Source organism: Neobacillus sp. Fa239, from assembly GCF_055395235.1.
This window is the reverse complement of sequence record NZ_AP041611.1, coordinates 1,011,806-1,033,165: the sequence shown is the minus strand read 5'-3', so window position 1 is coordinate 1,033,165 and position 21,360 is coordinate 1,011,806. Positions and strand designations below refer to the sequence as shown.

Sequence of the window (21,360 nt, the reverse complement as noted above, 5' to 3'; positions counted from 1 at the left end):
TAGCACTCCCTATATGTTAATTATCGTTAAAACAATGTAAGCTAATAAGAGAAAGATCTTGAAGGAGATGATTTAAGTTGCTCATCCATTTTCAGTTCAAGCCCTTATTTAAAAATCAAAATATCCCCGGCTGGACTTTTTCTTTTTATTACAATAAACAAAGATATACGGGAATTTATCATCAAACCGGGAATATCGAGTGGACGTCCTTGACTCCCGGAGAAGAAGATTTGGAATCCTTGAAGAGCCAAATCCATGAGCTAATGCTTTATCACGTATATGAATAAGTCATTCTTTGATATTTTTGCATGAAAACAATCCCTTTTCGCAAACTAAAAAGGAGAAAAGCGGAAAGGGATGATGATGTTGGAGGACAAAAAGGAAAATCTGACGAATGCTGGTTCAGTTTATGAAGGGCGCGATAGGGCATATTTAGATATTGACCGGATGATAAATGAGGGAATGTCCGGTGGCTCCGTTCATGCGCGTTATGAATGCACGAATATTGAAGAAGCCCGGGATCTCGTTGAAGAAGAACCACCATATGAATGTTAAATTGAAAATCGGCTGATCCGTTCTTCGGTTCAGCCTTTTTTATGATTACTTGCTATAATGAAAGCAATCTTTTTATAACGGAGAAAAAATATGTTAAAAAAATTATTATCTTTTTATGACAAATCGATATTGTATTCTTCTCTGCCGGAACATCCCCCTGAACAACATTATCTCTTTTTTGATGAGCAGGAAAAATATTGGGTTGGAATTCCTAAAACCGATGTTAGTGAAAAGGAATTAACGCTGCTTAAAACACTCTTCGAATTAATCGAAATTTCTAGACCTGTTCCTTCGGCAGCGGCAAAGAACTGGCATGATTTTCTATATGCAAATGGTCAACTTCCATCTTGTAGGCCGGAAACATTATTCCGATTTATTCACTTTCAGTTTAAAGGAACTGGCATTGACCAAGCGGAATTAGAATCTGCATTAATGGGTTTTTTTACTGACGATATTATCATTGTTTGGGAAAATCAGAACAGTGGAGTGGTCATCGAGGAGAAGAAGGAAATTTCTCTTTCTGAAAAGGATTTAATAGCAATGTCAGAAACATTAGAAAGTGATTTTTACATGAAAATATCCTTCTATATTGGAAAATTTCATCCTTTATCGAAGCAAATTGTTTCATTATTCCATCTGGAAAAAGAGTACTTTATCTTTGCGCAAAACTATCCTGTTTCTTCGGCGATATTTACATTTGAACGGATTTTCCCAGCATTTCTGGCACAGCATTTGCCGATGACTTTAACAGAACGACTTCAGCAACTTACTGCGGTTTTTGAGGAAGAAATGGATATGTTTTCAAATATAAAAACTTTTTTGGAAAATAATCTTAATGCAAGTGTCACTGCTAAAAAATTATACATTCACCGGAATACGCTGCAATATCGGATCGATAAATTTACAGAGAAAACGGAAATTCAATTAAAGGATTTTTACGGAGCATTTACTGTTTTTTTAGCTTGTCTGCTTTTTGAATATAACAACAAGAAATAACAAGTTGCCCAAACGCTTATCATTATCTTTGTGCAACCTGTCTATATGTATTTTCCGCCAATCCTTGTAAACTTAAGTCAACAAGAACAGGGAGGGTTTAATCAATGGCAGAATTAAAATTGGATCATATTTATAAAATTTATGATAATAAGGTAACGGCTGTTGAAGACTTTAACTTACACATTGATGATAAGGAATTTATCGTTTTTGTTGGTCCATCAGGCTGCGGAAAATCAACGACATTAAGGATGATTGCCGGCCTTGAAGAAATTTCGAAAGGCGAATTTTACATCGATGGAAAAAAAGTAAACGATGTTGCGCCAAAAGACCGTGACATTGCCATGGTATTCCAAAACTATGCGCTTTATCCACATATGACAGTATATGACAACATGGCATTCGGCTTAAAGCTTCGGAAATTCCCTAAAGATGAAATCAACCGCCGAGTAAATGAAGCGGCAAAGATTCTTGGACTTGAAGCTTACTTAACTCGTAAACCAAAAGCTCTATCCGGCGGACAACGTCAGCGTGTGGCATTGGGACGTGCGATCGTTCGTGATGCAAAGGTATTCTTAATGGACGAGCCATTATCAAACCTTGATGCAAAACTTCGTGTTGCCATGCGTGCTGAGATTGCAAAGCTGCACCGTCGTTTGAATACAACTACCATCTATGTTACCCATGACCAAACAGAAGCGATGACCATGGCAACTCGTTTGGTTGTTATGAAAGACGGTATCATTCAACAAGTTGGATCACCAAAAGAAGTTTATGAAAGACCGGAAAATGTTTTTGTCGGCGGATTTATCGGCTCTCCTGCCATGAACTTCTTACAAGGGAAACTTGAAGATGGAAAATTCGTGATTGGAAACCATTCGCTTTCAGTTCCGGAAGGTAAAATGAAATTCTTACGTGAACAAGGATATGTTGGAAAACCAATCATTCTTGGTATTCGTCCGGAAGATATTCATGATGAGCCAGTGTTTATTGAAGCATCCAGCGGAACAAAATTCACCTCTAAAATCGAAGTTGCCGAATTAACCGGTGCTGAATTAATGGTGTACTCCACTATCGCTGAGCAGGACTTTGTTGCACGACTCGATTCACGCAGCGATATCCACCCTGGTGATTCTCTTGATCTTGCCTTTGATCTTAACAAAGCCCATTTCTTCGATGTGGACAGCGAATCAAGAATTCGACCAGCTAATGAAAAATAATCAAGATCATTTAAAGGTTGACCCAAAAGGGTCAGCCTTTTATTCTTTTATAAAAATAATTTCATCTCTCTGACATGTAGGGCAGCGATATACATGCGGACATTTATGCCCTGAATGTGTATCTGGATAGCCATCCTCCAATTTCATTAAATCAATTTCCATATATGGACTGTAATCATCATAGTAATCCATTAACTTTCCACTTTCCATCATAGCTTCACCGCAATCAGAACATAATAAGTAGAGTTGTCTAAGTCCGTTACAAACGGGACATATCGTCATTCTATTTCACCCTTTTAAAAATTTATTGCCTTAGTTTATGTAATTTGAAAAATACAAGTAAAGGAATAACTTACCAACTATTCTTTCGAATAAGCCAGTCATTTTGAAACATAATAGAGAATACAAAGCAACAAAAACACAACCAAGCAACAAATGAACAAACCATCTCCAACACTAATAACTTAACAATATGGGTTAGGCCAAGGTGGCAATGGTATCTAATATCAATTATGGTTCAATTCCATACTGACCCCAAACTTATTAAGAGGAGTGTTATTCAACTATGGCTAGTAACAACAACTCTAATCAACTTTTAGTACCAGGCGTTCAACAAGCACTTGATCAAATGAAGTACGAAATTGCTTCTGAGTTTGGCGTTCAACTTGGTGGAGACACAACTTCACGTGCAAATGGATCTGTTGGGGGAGAAATCACTAAGCGTCTAGTTGCAATGGCTGAATCTCAACTTGGCGGCGGCGGATTCGCTCGTTAATCGTAAGTCAACTTCTACAAATAAATAACATGGCTTAGCCCCTTCCATTGTGGAGGGGCTTTTATGTTAAACCATATTTTGAGGCTTGATCCATTCTTCGAATTGCTCTTTCGAAACATAGCCGGTTTTAATGGCGGCTTCTTTTAAGGTTGAATTTTCTTTGAAAGCTAATTTTGCAATCTCTGCTGCTTTTTCATAACCAATATGCGGATTTAGTGCGGTAACCAGCATGAGCGAATTTTCAACATGTTCCTTTATCACTGTTTCATTAACTTCAATACCTACCGCACAATGGTCGTTAAAGGAATGGATACTGTCAGTTAGCAATCGGATTGATTGGATTAAATTAAACATGATGACGGGTTTAAATACATTTAATTCAAAATTACCTTGGCTTGCTGCAAAGCCAATCGTCGCATCATTGCCAAAAATTTGGCATACTACCATTGTCATCGCTTCACTTTGAGTTGGATTTACTTTTCCGGGCATGATGGAGCTGCCAGGTTCATTGGCGGGTATTGATATTTCACCAATTCCGCTTCTCGGGCCGCTTGCCAGCCAACGGACATCATTGGCAATTTTCATTAAGTCAGCGGCTAATGCCTTTAATGAACCATGTGCAAATACAATTTCATCATGGCTTGTTAAGGCGTGAAATTTGTTATTTGATGATTGAAATGGATACCCGGTTAAATCAGACAGTTGTTCTGCCGCCATCCGCCCAAAATGGGGATGGGCATTAATTCCTGTTCCGACTGCAGTCCCGCCGATTGCAAGATCCAGCAGGTGTTTTGCTGCCTCGGAAATCATCTTTTCATTTTTTTCAAGCATTGCCCGCCAACCGCTAATTTCCTGGCCAAGTGTCAAAGGGGTTGCATCCTGCAGGTGGGTTCTGCCAATTTTTACAATGCTGTTAAAAGCATTCTCTTTTGATTGCAGCGTGCTTTTAAGGACCTGTAAGGCTGGAATCAGGTCTTCTATTATTTTTTTATAAGCTGCAATGTGCATAGCTGTTGGAAAGGTATCATTGGAGCTTTGCGACATATTCACATCATCATTCGGGTGAATTCTTTCTGCTTCTTTGTTCAATCCTTCATTGGCACGATTCGCGATGACCTCATTTACGTTCATATTTGTTTGCGTTCCGCTTCCTGTTTGCCAGACAGCAAGGGGAAAATGCTCATCAAAATGACCGTTCAGGATTTCATCACAAACCTTTTTAATGGAATCCATTTTCGATGCTGATAACTTTCCCAACTGATTATTGACAATAGCAGCAGCTTTTTTGATATAGGCTAACGCATAAATGACTTCTAAAGGCATTTTTTCATTGCCAATCTTGAAGTTGTCTTTGCTCCGTTGAGTCTGGGCACCCCAATAGCGATCAGCCGGAACCTGCACATCGCCAAGTGTATCTTTTTCAATTCTAAATTGCATTCCTTATCACCATCCACGATAGTTTTCAATTCACTTCAATATATATTCCCTGTTTTATTCTTTTTAACAAAAAAACTCTTATATTTAATTGATTTGTTTCCCCGAGATAGATCGGTTGGCGTTGGAGGACACATGACTAGTAATTTGGTTCTAAAGTGTCCTCGAGCTCCTTGTTCGAGGACACTTCGACCCGTTTTTGGCTCCAAAGTGTCCTCGAGTGTCTGGTTCGAGGACACTTCGACTCTGTTTTTGCTCTAAAGTGTCCTCGAGCTCCTTGTTCGAGGACACTTCGCCTCTGTTTTTGCTCCAAAGTGTCCTCGAGCTCCTTGTTCAAGGACACTTCGCCTCTGTTTTTGCTCTAAAGTGTCCTCGGGTTCCTTGTTCAAGGACACTTCGCCTCTGTTTTTGCTCCAAAGTGTCCTCGAGTTCCTTGTTCAAGGACACTTCGCCTCTGTTTTTGCTCCAAAGTGTCCTCGAGCTCCTTGTTCAAGGAAACTTCGCCTTTGTTTTGCTCCAAAGTGTCCTCGAGCTCCTTGCTCGAGGACACTTCGACCGTTTTTGGCTCGCAAGTGTCCATCAGATTTATGATAAAAAAACAAAAAACTTTCTAAAACAAAAAAAGCTGCAAACATTTGTCTGCAGCCTATGATTTCACAATCATATATCCGATATAATAAGAAAGAATTAAGGAACTCCCAATGACTAAAACGACCGAGTAATCTGTCATTTTTCTCCCCCCATTATTTAATTAAATTCAAATTAACATAATTTGGACGATAAACACCTGGGTATTTATGGCAATTTAGTGACGAGGAAGTGAAAAATTTGTGAAACTGAGCCTTTTTGGAGCAACAGGAAGAGTCGGATCAATCATCCTTCAAAATGCTCTTTCCCATCATTTCAAAGTAAATGTTCTCGTAAGGGACCAAAATCGTGTCCTCAATGATCATCCCGATTTACGAATTTTAGAGGGCAATGTCCTAAATGAATTAGACATTGCTGCTGCAATAAAGGGAGCAGACGCTGTCATCAGTGCATTAAACACTGACGGGACGACAACCCTTTCGGAATCAATGCCATTGATAATAAGAAGCATGAAAAAGCATGGGGTTAAAAGAATAATTACGATCGGAACTGCCGGCATCCTTCAAGCACGGATAAATCCTCATCTCTATCGCTTTCAATCATCTGAATCAAAGCGAAAAACCACCCGCGATGCAGAAGAGCATTTAAAAGCCTATTTGATTTTAAAGGAATCCGGACTTGATTGGACAGTCGTTTGTCCTACCTACTTACCCATTGGAGAAAGAGTTGGCCGATATCGGTTTGAAAAGGATTTTCTCCCTGGAAGCCCTTCCTCTATCTCGATTTATGATACAGCTGACTTCGCTTTTCAACAGCTTTTTACCGATACCTTTATTGGCCATCGGGTAGGGTTAACATATTAAAGGGACTAACTATTGTTAGTCCCCAAATACTATCCTGCTACATTCACACTTCCCTGCTGGAGCTGATACATTTGAAAATACTTTCCTCCAAAAGTCATTAATTCATCATGAGTCCCCCGCTCGACAACCTTTCCTCTATCCAGTACCAAAATTTGATCAGCATTTCGGATGGTTGATAACCGATGGGCAATAATGAAGGTGGTTCTTCCTTTTTTCAAAACATCCATCGCTTCTTGGATAAGGGCTTCCGTCTCTGTATCGATACTGGATGTGGCTTCGTCCAGAATCAGAATCGCTGGATTAAAGGCAAGGGCGCGTGCAAAGGAAATTAACTGGCGTTGTCCGCTTGATAGCGTACTGCCTTTTTCAATAACCGGTTCATCATAACCCTTTTCTAAATCCTTAAATACTTTCTCGGCTCCAACATCTTTTAATGCTTTTTCAATTATTTCTTTTGTGATAGACGAATCATCAAGGCTCACATTGGACGCAATGGTCCCCGTAAATAAATAGGGATCCTGTAAAACAATTCCCATATGATTGCGAATGGTTTGCCGCGGAATCGTTTCAATATCCATGCCATCGATGGTGATTTTTCCTTTTTGATAATCGTAAAAACGGAAAAGCAAATTCATGATCGAACTCTTTCCTGAACCAGTGTGGCCGACCAATGCCACCGTTTCTCCATGCTTTGCTTCAAAATCAATATTCTTTAGGACATATTCACCATCTTTATAGCCAAATGATACGTTGTCAAACTTAACATTCCCTTTAAACCGCGGAATCCTCTCACCACTTACATTTTCCCCTGGTTCATCCAATAATTTGAATACACGCTCTCCTGCAACAAGAGCCTGCTCCAGGTTTGCTAATTGATTGACGATTCCTTGGACCGGCTGAAACAGGCGATTAATATAATCTACAATCGCATAGAGCATACCTAAAGAAATGACCGCTGCCCGGAGCAGTGACTGTCCGCCGAAATACCAAATAAACGCAACAAAAACCAGATTTCTTAACACGCCGACTAGATTATGGGAGGTCATCGAATTTAAGATTAATTGTTTATTTTGGTAGGTAAAATGCTGAGTATTAAGGTTTTCAAATTCATCCTGTGTATCCTTTTCCTTACTGAAAGCTTGAATAATATTCATCCCTTGAATGGATTCATTGATCATGGCATTAAGGTCACTAACACGCGCGCGAATCACTCGATTGTATTTGGAAGCAAATTTTCGATAAATGAGCATCCACATATATAATAGAGGTAATAACAATAAACAAATCAAAGCAAGCTTCACATTTAAAATAAATAAAGCGATATAGATGCCGATAATATAAATGGCACTGGTAAAAAAGGTAGCAAGCACCGTTACATAAAGCTCACGTATGGCTTCCGTATCATTGGTGATCCTTGATACGACTTTTCCAGCCGGGAGATTATCAAAGTATTGAATCGACAAGCGTTGAATATGATTAAAGACATCCTCTCTCATCTTCTGAATGATGCGGTTGGCTGATGTCTGTAATAAGAACTTTTCGCCATATTGAAAAATGGCAGAAATGACTAACAATCCTAGGTAAAGAGCTAACAATTGATAGATTCCGGGAATTTCCGGCTGGTAAAAACGAAGCAGTTCTGAACCACTAAGAACCCTTGCCGTATATTCCGCTTTCTTTTTCCCGTTTTGAACAGTTAATTCACTATTTGCTAATGTCCTTTTCCCATCAAACTTCAATGGTTGATCAATAAACACAAATTTCGAACCTGCTTGAAGAATTCGGATTTGATTCCCCTTTGTTTCGCTGTTAGAAAAATATTGTTCTCTTTTGTAATACTTACCATCAAACCGTACTGCATGATCACCAGTTTTTGATTCATACCAGATGGACTCAATACCGAGAATATGCTGGTCAATAATTTTCTTGGCAATAAACGGCCCTGCCAAGTCTGCCGCAACGGAGATGGCCAGCATGACAAGGGCGGCAATGATGACTTTTTTATAATCCAGGGCGTATCTCAGCAATCTTTTGCCTGTTGTCATGCTGTCACCTCTTCTTCTAGCTTATTTTCTACTTGCTGGCGGATAAATTGTTCTTTGTACCAGCCGTTTTGTTCAAGAAGCGTCTCATGTGTGCCTTCTTCAACTATCTTCCCATCCTCGAAGACAATAATATGATCGGCATGCTGAACCGCTGACATCCGATGGGTTGTAATAATGGTTGTTTTCAGTTTTCTCACATTGCGGATATTATCAATAATTTTCTTTTCTGTTTTGGCATCAACGGCCGATAAGGAGTCGTCAAGGATTAAAATCTCTGGATTCTTAATAAGTGCCCGTGCAATCGAAATCCTCTGTTTTTGACCTCCTGATAGTGCCACACCTTTTTCACCTACCAGCGTTTCAAGTCCTTCCGGGAGCAATTCCAAATCTTTTCGGAAGGCAGCGAGATCTATTGCATTCTGTAATTCCTGCTCCGTTGCATCCTTTTTACCAAATAGGATATTTTCCTTTACCGTTCTGGAAAAAAGAACATGGTCCTGAGGGACGTATCCAATCCAGCTGCGGACCTGTTCAAGCGACTGTTTTCTTATCGGAACATTCGCTATCAATAATTCTCCGCTTCCAAGCGGATATTGTCTTAGCAGCTGTTTTATAAATGTAGTTTTTCCAGATCCAGTTTTACCGACAATTCCAAGAGTCTGGCCCTTCAGTAATTGGACATTCACATTTTCTAGATTATGATTTTTAGAGGACGGATAGGAAAAAGTAACATTTGTATATCCGATACTGTCTGCTTTTTGAACCTCAATGGCTTGCAGCGGATTCTTCACATCTTCTTGATAACTAAGTGTTTCATTGACCCGGTCAAGTGAAGCATTACCCCTTTGCATCACATTAATCAATTCCCCTATAGCAAACATCGGCCAAATTAACATCCCCAGATATACATTAAAGGAGACGAGCGCGCCTAATGTAATGGTCTGGTGAAATACTAAATAGGCACCATATCCAAGTCCGATTAAATAGCTGATTCCAACAAGAATTTTAATTGTCGGATCAAATAATGAATCAATTTTTGCGACCTCAATATTTTTATGAAAGACGTCTTCTGTCAGACGGTGGAATCGGGCGCTGTCTTCTTTTTCTTGAACATAGGCTCGAATCACTCTTACGCCGGCAACCGACTCCAGTACACGATCATTTAACTCCCCAAAAGCATCTTGTGCATCCATAAAGCGGCCATGAATTCTTTTCCCGTAGATCTTCATGAGAATGGCCATGATTGGCAATGGAAGAATCGCGGCGATCGTTAACTTCCAACTAATAAAAAAACCCATCGTTAGCAGAATCGTTAACATCCATACGCTGGAATCAACTAAGGTTAAAATCCCAAAACCAGCCGTAATCGAAATCGCTTTTAAGTCATTTGTCGCACGTGCCATTAAGTCACCCGTTCGATTTCTCTCATAAAAGGTGGGAGTCATTTTTAAGAGATGTCCCATAAACTTTGACCTTAGCTTTCTTTCTATTAGAAAAGCCCCGCCGAATAATTGATACTGCCAGATAACTGTGATTCCATAGGATGAAACCAGTATGATCGATAAAATGCCAATATATTGAAGGATTTTCGTTGTACTCATTTCACCAATATGAATATCATCAATCGCCATCCCAATTAGCTTCGGGGGCATCACATCTAAGAAACCGACAAATATTAATAAAAAAACAGCCAATACATATCGTTTTTTATTTTCTTTAAAAAACCAACTTAATTTTTTTAATACTGTAAACATCCCTGTCTCCTCCTTTTAGCTCCGTTTCACTATCCGCCTTCCAGCTCTCCGGCAATTTGGTTTCGTCTAATCTCAAATAATAATGTCATCCTCAATTCCTCCTAAATAAAATTCAAATAAAAAAGGCATACCGCAATGGTGCAGTATGCCTCAAAACCCAAAAAAAGAGACAAAAAAACACACGTTACGAATGAATGAGAACGTAACCTGTGCTAGGTGAAAATTCCGTAAAAGAAAATTAAATACAAAAAGTGCAGGAATAGGTTACATTCAGATATTTAGTTGCGAAAAGAGACTTGTTTAATACAATCATTTGTAACCCCTCCATTTCCTTTTTTTGCTTACTTTGTTAGGTTATCACCAGTTTATTTGAAAGTCAATTCCCATTTTTCAAAATTCTTTTATTCCATTTCTCCTCCCACTTATTTACATCATTGTTAAATTGCTGAAAAAAGTTGACCGGGTTTACTTCTTCCTCTACTTGAAATTTTTGTTCCCTTAGCATATCGGAAAGCTTCCAGCCAGGTTCAAGAGAGGGGATATAGGCAAAAATAATTGTTGATAAAGACAATGCCGTCACTTGGCTGATCTGCCATCTTTTCCAATGCTTCCGAATGTCTTCTACCGCAAATTTTTTCATGGTGCCTCCTAAAAGGTTTTTCCTTATTTGGTATATCTTTCTCATTAATTTTAAAATCTATAAGACAGGAATCATGATTTTGAAAACAACAAAAAAAGACGATGTACTCGCCTTTTTTAATCATCCATTTTTATTAATTCTTTAAAACGAAGCTTTGACTGCTTTTCATCGAAGCTGCTGAAGATTCGGTAATTCTGCTCATCCAGGATCCGATAATGCTTGCTAAGGATATTCTGCTGAAGGATATATCCATTTTTCTTTGTAAGAAGACGCCACCATATTTTGCCGCCGAAGGTTTTCATCTTCCGATAATCAATCCCTTCACGCGCGACGGTTTCTAATACTTCCAGCGGCTCATTGCCAAATAAGAATTGCACGGTTTCCGTTTCTCTAAAGAGAGCACAGATGGATACCACAGTCGACCAGTTGGCTAATACCCGACCTTTTTCAATTTGCACAAGTGTTTTTTTGGAGACGCCGATAATATCTGCCATTTTATCCTGAGTGTAGCCTGCCTCGGTCCGGATTAACCGAAACTTTTCAGAAACTTTTATTATGATTTCATCTCTGGTCACTAGCAGCCCTTCCTTCAAACCATTCTAGTGAAATTTTACACAAATTCACGAGATTTTAAAAGAAAAAAACTGCCTTCATAATGAAATAGCAGTTTTTTTCTTTATTTTTCATTTCGGTGGGATCGAACAGCCGCTTGAACAGGATTTTCGTAAATCACATGCTGCACATTTTCCCTTTTTCGATTTATTGATAAATTTCACAAGAGCCCAAGCAGCATATCCGAATATAGCAATGCCAATGACGATACTTGCAATCATATGTTCCACCTCTTCCTCAAATTAAACAAGTCCAAATAGCTTTCCGCCCTGATAAATCATGAAGCTTAACACATATGCGATACCAAGGGCATAAACAATGGCAAAAGCAGTCCATTTCTTAGATCCTGTTTCTTTATAAATCGTGGCGGTTGTTGCCAAACACGGAATATATAATAGGATGAATACCATAAAACTATATGCTGCAAGCGGCGTATAATAGTTAGCCAGCAGTCCTTGCAAGGTAGCATTTTTTGGTACAAAATAGATAATGTTCATCGTAGAAATAATAGATTCCTTTGCTAAAAACCCGGTTATTAACGAAGCAGCCGCCTGCCATGTGCCAAATCCAATTGGAGCGAAAAGGGGTGCAATGGCTCCCCCGATTGCGGCTAAATAACTATGATCCATATCAACCTTTAGACCATGCGGGCCAGCATAAGATAACAGCCAAATAAAAACAGATCCGGCAAAGATAAATGTCCCAGCTTTTCGTACAAAGCCTTTCCCTTTGTCCCAAGTACTTCTCCATAACGATTGAAACTGCGGAAGCCGATATGGAGGGAGTTCAATAACAAACATGGATGTTTCTGATTTTAATAGTGTTGTCGAAAAAATCTTGGCCAGCACTAAGGCAACCACAATCCCTAGTACATAAAGACTGAGAACAATCAATGCCTTATTACCGGCAAAAAAGCCGCCTACAAACAAGGCATACACTGGTAAACGGGCTGAACACGACATCAAAGGAGTTAAAAGTATTGTTAAAAGTCTTTCCCTTGGTGTTTCTATTGTTCTTGCAGCCATGATCCCAGGAACATTACAGCCAAAGCCGATCATCATTGGAATAAAAGCTTTTCCGTTTAATCCAACCGATTCCATGATACGATCCATAACGAGTGCAACCCGTGCCATGTAACCGGAATCCTCTAATAATGAAATAAAGAAAAATAGAATAAAAATTTGAGGAACAAAGACGAGAACGCCTCCGACCCCAGCTACTAATCCCTGTAATATGAGGGCATGAATAAATCCGGAAGCATGAATCACTGTTAATAGGTTTGCAATTAAGCTTGTAACCGGTCCTGATATGAAAGCATCCAATGCATCGGATAAAGGCGTTCCCAGCCAATCAAATGTGAGCATAAACATGATATACATCAACAGTAAAAAGATCGGCATTCCGATAAAACGATTCGTAACAATGCTGTCAATTTTTTCCGATAATGGAACATGGGAGTCTTTTTTGGTAACCGCATCAGCAATAATGCTCTCAATGACTTCTTTTCGTTTTGCATAAATAAAACCGGCCAGTGATTTTACCTTCTCTGACTGTTTTAATTTCGTCTCAAGTTCGGAAAGAATGAAATCTAATTTTTGCGGATTTGCTATTTTGTACAGATAATTTTTAACATATTCATTGCCCTCGAACCATTGAATCGCAAGCCAACGAAGAGAATGGGGTGTTTTCCCATTTATTTCTCCTGCTAGCTTACTAATCGCTTCTTCGATTTCCTTTCCATAATAAACATGGTTTTTGGTTGTCGATGCAAACGATTTTGTAGAAATCACTTCAACAAGACGGTCACAGCCTTTGCCGCTTCGAGCGATAACCGGTACAAGCGGAACGCCTAAAATGGCTGAAAGCTTCTTAACATCAATATGAATCCCACGATTTTTAGCAACATCCATCATATTTAAACCAATGAGTGCGGGTTTTTCAAATTCAAGTAACTGAAGGGTTAAATGGAGATTTCTCTCCAATTGTGATGCATCTAAAATATTTAATAAATGATCAACGGGCTCATTTAAAAAGAATGAAGTCACGACGCCTTCATCCTTTGAAAGTGGATTCAGCGTATACACTCCCGGTAAATCTATTAATCTACCAATATTATTCTTGAAAACTCCTACTTTTTTCTCAACGGTAACACCGCTCCAGTTCCCTACATACTCATAGGAACCTGTAAGATTATTAAACAATGAAGTTTTCCCGGTATTGGGATTCCCTATTAAAGCGATTTCCATTATATTTTTTCCACCTCAATCTGAAGTGCTTCTTTGCGGCGAATTCCGACACACTGTCCACAAGATTCAATCATGATTGGGCCGCCAAACGGCATTACACATTTGACACATACTTCCGAACCTTCGGTAATGCCTAAATCAAGCAAGCGTCTTTGAACAAGGTGACCAACATGGGAGACATCCTTAATTTTCCCCTTATCCCCTGCTTTCAAGAAACCAAACATGCATATCACCCTTTGTTATGTTAATTGAGAATGATTATCTTTCTTATAAAGTTATTTTAACATTAAAATCATCTTTATAGCATTAATAATTTGTGACAAAAGAATGAAATAAAATTTCCTATCTCCTAAAAAAGGATTTTTACTTTTTATATCGAATAATCAATCATACGTGTTTTTGTAATTTCCGTAGGGGGCACTAAAATGTTATCTGGAATTCAATCAAAACTCATTGCTTTTTTTGCAGAAAACAAAGAAAGCTTAGTCCGAGATTGGGAAAATTTAATTGTCGTTTCGAACGGAGACCCCTTTAAGGTAAAGATCCATTATAATGGGGAATCTCTGCTCAACGTCATTTTACAAATTGATAAATTGGAACAGGAAGAGCTTTTGGAGCGTATTCAAAAGCTTGCTATCGAAGTATCAGAAGAGCGGGTCATTGCTGATATCAATATGGGTGATTTCGTTTATAACGTGAATCTTGGCAGGACGGTCTTATACAGTTATTTAAGTAAATCCGGCTTGGGATGGGAAGATTTACAGGAACCTTTAAATCGAATCAATTACTGCTTTGATAAGTTTCTTTTTTTTGCAGTTTCACATTTTACCGAAGCAAAAAACAAAATTATCGAAGAAAAAACCAGGGTCATTGATTCCACTCATCAAGACCGTTTGACCCTTCTCGGGCAAATGACCTCAAGCTTTATTCATGAATTTAGAAATCCGTTAACATCCATCCATGGATTTCTCCAATTGATTAAAGAGGGCTACCCGGATTTAAAATATTTAGACATTATCTCCAGTGAACTGGATCAGTTAAATTTCCGGATTTCTCAATTTTTATTGTTATCCAAAAAAGAATTGATTGGGAAAGAAAAAGAATCCTTCTCTCTTAACAAACTGATCGAGGATGTTCTAAATTTCCTCTATCCGAGCATTTTAGATAGTAAAGTGAAAATAAATAAACAGGTATCAGATGAGATTTCCCTTTTTGGTTATCCAGATGAAATCAGGCAGGTTTTTATCAATATCATCTTTAATGCGATTGATGTCCTGAATCATCATCGAAATGCAAATCCGACAATCGAAATTATCAGCTGTATCCAGGATCATCAGTATTATAAGGTGACTATTTCCAATAACGGACCGATGATTCCTGAAGAAATCCAAAAAACCATTTTCGAACCTTTTTTCACAACAAAAGTACTAGGGACAGGTCTTGGACTGTTTGTATGTAAAGAAATCATTGAAAAACATAAAGGAGAATTAACCTGTTTTTCAACAGAAGACCAGACTACCTTTTCAATCACACTGCCCATTCCTACCTATACCGAATAAACGATTACGAGGATGTCCCATGCGGGCACCCTTTTTTTATTTCTCCCCTCCACTCCTTGGATTGCATATAATGCACTAAAAATTTTTATAAGCGGGAGAATATAACATGTTTACATTAACAATCGATAATGAAATCGAGCTTAAGTTATTTCAAATTCATGATTCCTTAAAGCTATTTCAGCTGGTGGAGCAAAACCGGGAACATTTACGTGAATGGCTGCCATGGGTTGATACCATTACCGCCCCGTATCAATATGAAGCGATTATCCCACTTTGGCTTCAACAATTTGCAGAAAATAACGGATTTTATTGCGGTATTCTTTATAAAGGTGAATTAGTTGGCTCCATCGCCTTACAGCAAATCGATTGGCATAATCGCTTCACAAGCATTGGTTATTATTTGGTTCAAAAGGCGGAAGGATACGGGATTATGACCCGTTGCGTTCAAGCTTTATTGAATTATGCTTTCTTTCAATTAGGCTTAAATCGAGTCGAAATTCGATGTGGAGAAAAAAATGTAAAAAGCCGCGCGATTCCAGAAAGGCTCGGTTTTGTTAAAGAAGGCAAAGTCCGCGATGGTGAGCTTTTAAACGGCCGTTTTCATGACCTCATAATATATAGTGCCCTTTCGAGGGATTGGAATGGAGCTAGAGCAAGGTGAGTTTTATGTTATTGTTGAAACAGCTGCCATTTTTGGCAGCTGTTGTTATATTTGCTCTTTAAATCTTTTTTTGAAATAATATAAACTAAGTTTCTTTTCCTCTGTCAAGTAGAAAATAAAGTTAACGGTTATAATGAAGACAGAGAGAAAATTGTAAGTGAGGTGGCTGCCTTACCCATGTAAGGTGATTGATGATTTGGATGAATATTTTCATAATAGCGATTCTTATTACCTTTACTGCATTTTTTGTTTCATCAGAATTTGCGATGATAAAGGTTCGGACAACCAGAATTGACCAGTTACTGACAGAAGGAAAAAGAGAGGCGGAAGCAGCTAAAAAAGTATTATCCAATTTAGATGGATATTTATCTGCCACTCAGGTCGGAATTACGATCACTTCGTTAATTTTAGGCTGGCTTGGGGAGCCGACCATTCGGGAGTTATTGAATCCCCTATTTAACAAAGTTCCACTGCCAACTTCGTTAAAACAGGTTCTATCTTTTATTATCGCCTTTTTAATCATTACTTTTTTTAACGTTGTCATTGGCGAATTATCACCAAAGACCTTTGCCATTCAAAAGGCCGAACAAATCATGCTGCTTTTCGCCCCTGCTCTCATATTATTTTATAAAATTATGTATCCGTTCATATGGGCTTTAAATCGTTCAGCAAGATTTGTGACAGGTCTATTCGGAGTTAAACCCGCTTCAGAAGCTGAAATCGTCCTTTCTGAAGAGGAACTGCGCATGATCCTCTCCCAGAGCTATGAAAGCGGTGAAATTAATCAGTCGGAATATCGTTATGTTAACAAAATATTCGAGTTCGATAACCGTATTGCAAAGGAAATCATGGTCCCGCGGACAGAAATTATTGCTCTTTCCAATGAGTTAACAATGGATGAGATTATTGAAATCGTGAAGGAAGAACGATATACAAGGTATCCTGTCATCGACGGGGATAAAGACACTATATTAGGAATCGTTAATATTAAGGAAATTTTGACCGATTGTATTCAGCAAAAGTGTGGGGATAAAGAACCGCTAGTGGGTTACATAAAGCCAGTCATTCACGTGATTGAAACCATTCCCATTCAAGAGCTCTTAGTTAAGCTGCAAAAGCACCAATCCCATATGGCTGTTTTATCGGACGAATATGGGGGAACGGCCGGAATCGTAACAGTGGAAGATATTCTCGAAGAAATTGTTGGAGAAATACGCGATGAATTTGATGTCGATGAACTTCCGCTCATTCAGAAAAAAGGCGAAGGACATTATATTTTAGATGGTAAAGTGTTAATTGGAGAAGTAAATGATCTTTTAGGAACCACTCTTCAAGAAGAAGAAGTTGACACCATTGGCGGCTGGTTCTTAACACAAAAGTTTGACGTACATAAAGGTGATTCAATTGAAAAGGAAGGATTCCTTTTCAAAATTAAAGAAAATGAAGGCCATCATATCCTTTATATCGAGGTGGTTAAAATGGAATCGGCTTCTGAATAAGAAGCCGATTTTTTATTGCATAAAATTAAGAATATTTTGTTTTTAACATTCATATAAAGTATTATTTTTCCATAAAATATAGAAATAAACTAGTTTCATAACTACAACATTTGACTGAATGCTGTAATTTCTTTATAATTATTGTTAATTTTAATATGTTGAGGTGGTATGATGGCGCTATTTTTCGCATTGGCAAATTAGCTGACATACACATTAACAAGATTAAAAGAAAACTAGATATGAAAAAAGCTTTGTATAATATTGGAGGTGACTCCTTACTCGTTTAAATACGAGATAAGGGAACTTATTTGGACATATTTAACTTGGTTATTATAGCCATTTTAATTGCTTTAACCGCTTTTTTTGTCGCTTCGGAATTTGCGATCGTAAAAATACGAGGTTCTCGAATCGATCAATTAATCGAGGAAGGTAATTCAAGTGCTGTTTCCGCCAAAAAAGTGATATCGAACCTGGATGAATATTTATCTGCATGTCAATTGGGTATAACCATAACAGCTCTTGGATTGGGTTGGCTTGGGGAATCTACGATTGAAAGACTTCTTCGGCCACTTTTATTAAAGCTAAGCATTTCTGAGAGTATCACACATGTTTTAGCTATCGGGGTCGCTTTTGCAGCCATCACCTTTTTACATGTTGTGGTTGGTGAGCTTGCGCCAAAAACCTTGGCGATCCAAAAAGCTGAAATGATTACCCTTGCGATGTCGCGTCCGCTTATCCTTTTTTATAAGATTATGTATCCCGTTATTTGGGCACTTAATAGCTCCGCAAGAATTACGGCGAGCATTTTCGGGCTAAAGCCAGTATCTGAAAACGAAATTGCCCATACCGAAGAAGAGCTTCGAATTATCCTTTCTGAAAGCTATAAAAGTGGTGAAATTAACCAATCCGAGTTTAAGTATGTAAATAAAATTTTTGAATTTGATAACCGCATCGCGAAAGAAATTATGGTGCCGAGAACGGAAATTGTCTCCCTGTCCAAGGACGAAACTCTGGACACCTTTCTTAAAGTGCTGCGGGAAGAAAAATTCACACGATATCCAATCATCGATGGGGATAAAGATCATATTATCGGTCTCGTCAATATCAAAGAAATGACGACTGTTTTAATCGGGAACGAAGAACTCTCCACTCAAACATTGGAACAATATACACGCCCGATTATCAGAGTAATAGAAACGATCCCTATCCATGATTTATTAGTAAAAATGCAAAAAGACCGAATGCATATGGCCATTTTAATGGATGAGTATGGTGGTACATCCGGGCTTGTTACCGTTGAAGATATTCTTGAAGAAATTGTCGGAGAAATTCGCGACGAATTTGATATGGATGAAATTCCGATGATCAGAAAAATTAAGGAAAATCATTATATTATTGATTCAAAGGTGTTAGTTTCCGAGGTCAACGATTTATTAGGCGTTGAAATTGATGATGAAGATGTTGATACGATCGGCGGGTGGATCTTGACTGAAAATTATGAGGCTAAAGAAGGCGACATCATTTTTCACGAATCATACCTCTTTAAAATTCTTGATATGGAAGATCATCATATAAAATATATTGAGGTCACCAAAAAGGCGAATGAAGGCGAAGCAAATATACAAAAAATAGCCTTGTCAAAAAGTGAAGTACTATCATAGAACTGTATTTAACAGACCCTGCAACGGTCTGTTTTTTTTATTTTAAAAAATTAACATTTGTACGTTTGACCAGTCACCTTGTCCGTCCTGCGCATATTGTACTATTAAGGAGGGATGAATGATGAATTATTTAGCACTTTTACTTTTAGCTGGCATATTAGCTGGTTTTGCTTTAGTCCATTTACCAGCAATATCTTTCTTATCAGGTTTATACGCATTTTTCCATATCGTAGGAGCTCTTGCAATTTTAGTTTTTGCATTAGTCCTAATTTATATGGGTGTAAAAGCACTTATCCACAAAATGTGAGCGATTACATCTTTTGAAATACTAAAAAAGATCAGATGGATAAATCTGATCTTTTTTGGTTATTTCGTTTTTAACATGATGATTTCTTCTTCTGCTTTAGCGATTTTAACCAGATGGGAATCTAATCGGCGGTTAAGATGGTGAATTTCTTCATCATTCCCCTGTCTCGTTTTAAGCTCTTTTAATACTTTAACCTGAACATCTTCAATATTTTGCAAGGCTTCTTTAATATCGGATAAATCAATTTGGTTGACTTCAACCCGATGTTCAATACTATCCATTTTTTCCAACCTGGACAGCCTGTTTTCAATATTTTCAAGTGTATTATTAAAGGTTTGAATGAGACTTTTAATATCATTTACATTCTCTGACAATCTTTCAAGCCTTTGCTCCATTTCAGTATCGCCTCTTCTTTTTTCTTTTCATTTTAACATTGTTTTAACTATTAATATGTTACAAAAAACCAAACTTAAGGCAATCCTCTTTAGATTTTCCATATCCTTAATACATATCCACTGATGTCTTTGTTGCATTTTTCACATTTAGTGAAGGATTTGAAGCAAAAAATTGAACTTTTTTTAACATATATAATCGAATAGGCAGTCCGTGCCTAATATCACATGCAAACTCGGTTTAAAATTGTATCCTTTCAGTATAAGGAAATGGAAAATACCTTACCTTTTACATCGTTTCTATCCTTATGAATCATTACCACTATGAAAAGGTTGGTGCATAAATATGTTAATTTCAATCGATGAAAAAGCTGCAACATGGTTCACAAGAGAATTTGAGCAAAACAAACCATTCAGCATTCGGATGTTTCCACAATATGCAGGATTTGGACAAAAACATAAAGGATACAGCCTTGCTTTCTCAGCAGAAACACCGGCTAACGTAGGTTACACGAAGGAATTAAATGGGATTACATTCTTTGTTGAAGGAAATGATGTTTGGTTTTTTGAAGATACTGAAACCTTTTTATCAGCAAATGACAACCTGGAAGAAATACAAATTTCCTTCAAAGAAGAGTTAACAACAATCCATTAATCTAATTGAAATTTATCCCTTAAAGAAAGGGTCGCCCCCCTCTAATAAGAGAGGCGGCGACCCTTTCTTTTAAATCGACTCATCAAATTTATAGCCAATGCCCCAAATGGTGTGGATAAAAGGCTGCTCTGGTGTTCCAAGTTTTTTTCTGAGCCGTTTGACATGGACATCCACCGTTCGTTCATCACCGTAAAATTGATAGCCCCATACTTTATCCAACAGCTGCTCTCGAGAAAAGACCTGACGATGATTTTGAATAAAAAAGTAAAGTAGATCAAACTCTTTTGGAGTTAAATTGGTGATTGGTTCTCCATTTAAGAAAGCCTCTCTTGTATCCCTGCTAATTTTAAAATGATCCGTGGATAAAAAATGACCTTCATTATTTTTCACATCTTGTTTAAACCTTCTTGAAACAGCTCTAATTCTAGCCATTAATGTTAAAGGACTAAATGGCTTTGTTACATAATCATCCGCTCCCATTTCCAGCCCTAATACTTGGTCAGAATCACTATCTTTGGCAGTTAACAGGATAATCGGCACATTGCTTACTTCTCTTATCTTTTTACATAAATGAACCCCATCCATTCCCGGCAGCATCCAATCAAGTATCAGTAAATCCCACTCTCCCGCACGGAAACGGTCATAGCCCTCAAGGCCATTATGTACAAATTCCCCCTCATACCCTTCCTTCATAAAAAACATTTCAATCATCGAACAAACACTTTCATTATCTTCCACAACGAGAATCTTCATCCGTTCACCAACTTTCTTCTCTTAAATCAAATTTACTTAAAAACGCGGATGAATGCTATAGCAATTTGTAATTTTGATTGTGAAAATATCCCTTTTTCGATATAGTTAGTTCTGTAATTACTTTACAATAATTGCTTATCAAAAAATG

23 protein-coding genes are annotated in these 21,360 nt (G+C 37.9%); 12 read left to right on the top strand and 11 right to left on the bottom strand.

Going from position 1 to position 21,360, the window contains the following annotated elements:
* Positions 1-77 precede the first annotated feature (77 nt).
* The 4 genes from ACZ5XR_RS04820 (at position 78) to ACZ5XR_RS04805 (ending at position 2,768) form a co-directional block, all read left to right on the top strand.
* A complete protein-coding gene (locus tag ACZ5XR_RS04820; RefSeq protein ID WP_464500542.1) occupies positions 78-287 on the top strand; it encodes a YheE family protein in 210 nt (69 codons plus the stop codon).
* A 76-nt stretch (positions 288-363) separates the two neighbouring features.
* Complete coding sequence (locus ACZ5XR_RS04815) at positions 364-555, top strand: hypothetical protein (RefSeq protein WP_464502224.1); 192 nt, start codon at positions 364-366, stop codon at positions 553-555.
* A 90-nt stretch (positions 556-645) separates the two neighbouring features.
* Positions 646-1,551 (top strand): PucR family transcriptional regulator, encoded by a 906-nt coding sequence (locus tag ACZ5XR_RS04810; RefSeq protein WP_464500541.1) that lies wholly within the window; start codon positions 646-648, stop codon positions 1,549-1,551.
* Between the two features lie 104 nt (positions 1,552-1,655).
* On the top strand, positions 1,656-2,768 hold the full coding sequence (locus tag ACZ5XR_RS04805; RefSeq protein ID WP_464500540.1) for an ABC transporter ATP-binding protein: 1,113 nt from the start codon (positions 1,656-1,658) through the stop codon (positions 2,766-2,768).
* 39 nt (positions 2,769-2,807) lie between these two features.
* On the opposite strand, the gene ACZ5XR_RS04800 is transcribed toward ACZ5XR_RS04805, so the two are convergent.
* Complete coding sequence (locus ACZ5XR_RS04800) at positions 2,808-3,050, bottom strand: hypothetical protein (RefSeq protein WP_464500539.1); 243 nt, start codon at positions 3,048-3,050, stop codon at positions 2,808-2,810.
* 283 nt (positions 3,051-3,333) lie between these two features.
* Here ACZ5XR_RS04800 and ACZ5XR_RS04795 point away from each other — a divergent pair, with 283 nt between their 5' ends.
* Complete coding sequence (locus tag ACZ5XR_RS04795; protein WP_464500538.1) at positions 3,334-3,543, top strand: small, acid-soluble spore protein, alpha/beta type; 210 nt, start codon at positions 3,334-3,336, stop codon at positions 3,541-3,543.
* A 66-nt stretch (positions 3,544-3,609) separates the two neighbouring features.
* On the opposite strand, the gene fumC is transcribed toward ACZ5XR_RS04795, so the two are convergent.
* Positions 3,610-4,980 carry a class II fumarate hydratase gene (fumC, locus tag ACZ5XR_RS04790; RefSeq protein ID WP_464500537.1) on the bottom strand — a complete coding sequence of 457 codons (1,371 nt, stop codon included), beginning with the start codon at positions 4,978-4,980 and terminating at the stop codon, positions 3,610-3,612.
* An 827-nt stretch (positions 4,981-5,807) separates the two neighbouring features.
* On the opposite strand from fumC, the gene ACZ5XR_RS04785 reads away from it, so the two are divergent.
* Positions 5,808-6,428 (top strand): NAD(P)-dependent oxidoreductase, encoded by a 621-nt coding sequence (locus ACZ5XR_RS04785; protein WP_464500535.1) that lies wholly within the window; start codon positions 5,808-5,810, stop codon positions 6,426-6,428.
* Positions 6,429-6,457: 29 nt separating this feature from the next.
* On the opposite strand, the gene ACZ5XR_RS04780 is transcribed toward ACZ5XR_RS04785, so the two are convergent.
* The 7 genes from ACZ5XR_RS04780 to ACZ5XR_RS04750 form a co-directional block, all read right to left on the bottom strand.
* A complete protein-coding gene (locus ACZ5XR_RS04780) occupies positions 6,458-8,473 on the bottom strand; it encodes an ABC transporter ATP-binding protein (RefSeq protein WP_464500534.1) in 2,016 nt (671 codons plus the stop codon).
* Positions 8,470-10,227 (bottom strand): ABC transporter ATP-binding protein, encoded by a 1,758-nt coding sequence (locus ACZ5XR_RS04775; RefSeq protein WP_464500533.1) that lies wholly within the window; start codon positions 10,225-10,227, stop codon positions 8,470-8,472. The genes ACZ5XR_RS04780 and ACZ5XR_RS04775 overlap by 4 nt, the downstream gene beginning before the upstream one ends.
* A 376-nt stretch (positions 10,228-10,603) precedes the next feature.
* Positions 10,604-10,867, bottom strand: coding sequence for a hypothetical protein (locus ACZ5XR_RS04770; RefSeq protein WP_464500532.1), 264 nt, complete (start codon positions 10,865-10,867; stop codon positions 10,604-10,606).
* A gap of 116 nt (positions 10,868-10,983) precedes the next feature.
* Positions 10,984-11,442: a helix-turn-helix transcriptional regulator gene (locus ACZ5XR_RS04765; RefSeq protein WP_464500531.1), complete on the bottom strand. Its 459-nt coding sequence runs from the start codon at positions 11,440-11,442 to the stop codon at positions 10,984-10,986.
* A gap of 108 nt (positions 11,443-11,550) precedes the next feature.
* Positions 11,551-11,700 carry a FeoB-associated Cys-rich membrane protein gene (locus ACZ5XR_RS04760; protein WP_464500530.1) on the bottom strand — a complete coding sequence of 50 codons (150 nt, stop codon included), beginning with the start codon at positions 11,698-11,700 and terminating at the stop codon, positions 11,551-11,553.
* Positions 11,701-11,721: 21 nt separating this feature from the next.
* A complete protein-coding gene (gene feoB, locus ACZ5XR_RS04755; RefSeq protein ID WP_464500529.1) occupies positions 11,722-13,725 on the bottom strand; it encodes a ferrous iron transport protein B in 2,004 nt (667 codons plus the stop codon).
* Entirely contained in the window at positions 13,725-13,949 is a 225-nt protein-coding gene (locus ACZ5XR_RS04750) for a FeoA family protein (protein ID WP_464500528.1), read from the bottom strand. The genes feoB and ACZ5XR_RS04750 overlap by 1 nt, the downstream gene beginning before the upstream one ends.
* A gap of 201 nt (positions 13,950-14,150) precedes the next feature.
* Between ACZ5XR_RS04750 and ACZ5XR_RS04745 the strand changes: the two genes are divergently transcribed.
* The 5 genes from ACZ5XR_RS04745 to ACZ5XR_RS04725 all read left to right on the top strand — a co-directional run bounded on the left by ACZ5XR_RS04745 (position 14,151) and on the right by ACZ5XR_RS04725 (position 19,412).
* The gene (locus tag ACZ5XR_RS04745) at positions 14,151-15,284 is read left to right on the top strand and encodes a histidine kinase N-terminal domain-containing protein (protein ID WP_464500527.1); all 1,134 of its coding nucleotides are present in this window, start codon (positions 14,151-14,153) and stop codon (positions 15,282-15,284) included.
* Positions 15,285-15,390: 106 nt separating this feature from the next.
* On the top strand, positions 15,391-15,945 hold the full coding sequence (locus ACZ5XR_RS04740) for a GNAT family N-acetyltransferase (RefSeq protein WP_464500526.1): 555 nt from the start codon (positions 15,391-15,393) through the stop codon (positions 15,943-15,945).
* 191 nt (positions 15,946-16,136) lie between these two features.
* Complete coding sequence (locus ACZ5XR_RS04735) at positions 16,137-17,444, top strand: hemolysin family protein (RefSeq protein WP_464500525.1); 1,308 nt, start codon at positions 16,137-16,139, stop codon at positions 17,442-17,444.
* A gap of 308 nt (positions 17,445-17,752) precedes the next feature.
* Positions 17,753-19,105: a hemolysin family protein gene (locus tag ACZ5XR_RS04730; protein ID WP_464500524.1), complete on the top strand. Its 1,353-nt coding sequence runs from the start codon at positions 17,753-17,755 to the stop codon at positions 19,103-19,105.
* A gap of 118 nt (positions 19,106-19,223) precedes the next feature.
* Complete coding sequence (locus tag ACZ5XR_RS04725) at positions 19,224-19,412, top strand: hypothetical protein (RefSeq protein ID WP_464500523.1); 189 nt, start codon at positions 19,224-19,226, stop codon at positions 19,410-19,412.
* A gap of 59 nt (positions 19,413-19,471) precedes the next feature.
* Here ACZ5XR_RS04725 and ACZ5XR_RS04720 read toward each other — a convergent pair whose 3' ends face one another.
* Entirely contained in the window at positions 19,472-19,807 is a 336-nt protein-coding gene (locus tag ACZ5XR_RS04720; protein WP_464500522.1) for a hypothetical protein, read from the bottom strand.
* A 343-nt stretch (positions 19,808-20,150) separates the two neighbouring features.
* Here ACZ5XR_RS04720 and ACZ5XR_RS04715 point away from each other — a divergent pair, with 343 nt between their 5' ends.
* The gene (locus ACZ5XR_RS04715; RefSeq protein ID WP_464500521.1) at positions 20,151-20,459 is read left to right on the top strand and encodes a HesB/YadR/YfhF family protein; all 309 of its coding nucleotides are present in this window, start codon (positions 20,151-20,153) and stop codon (positions 20,457-20,459) included.
* Positions 20,460-20,528: 69 nt separating this feature from the next.
* On the opposite strand, the gene ACZ5XR_RS04710 is transcribed toward ACZ5XR_RS04715, so the two are convergent.
* Positions 20,529-21,212, bottom strand: a complete 684-nt coding sequence (locus tag ACZ5XR_RS04710) for a winged helix-turn-helix domain-containing protein (RefSeq protein WP_464500520.1) — start codon at positions 21,210-21,212, stop codon at positions 20,529-20,531.
* Between the last annotated feature and the right edge of the window lie 148 nt (positions 21,213-21,360).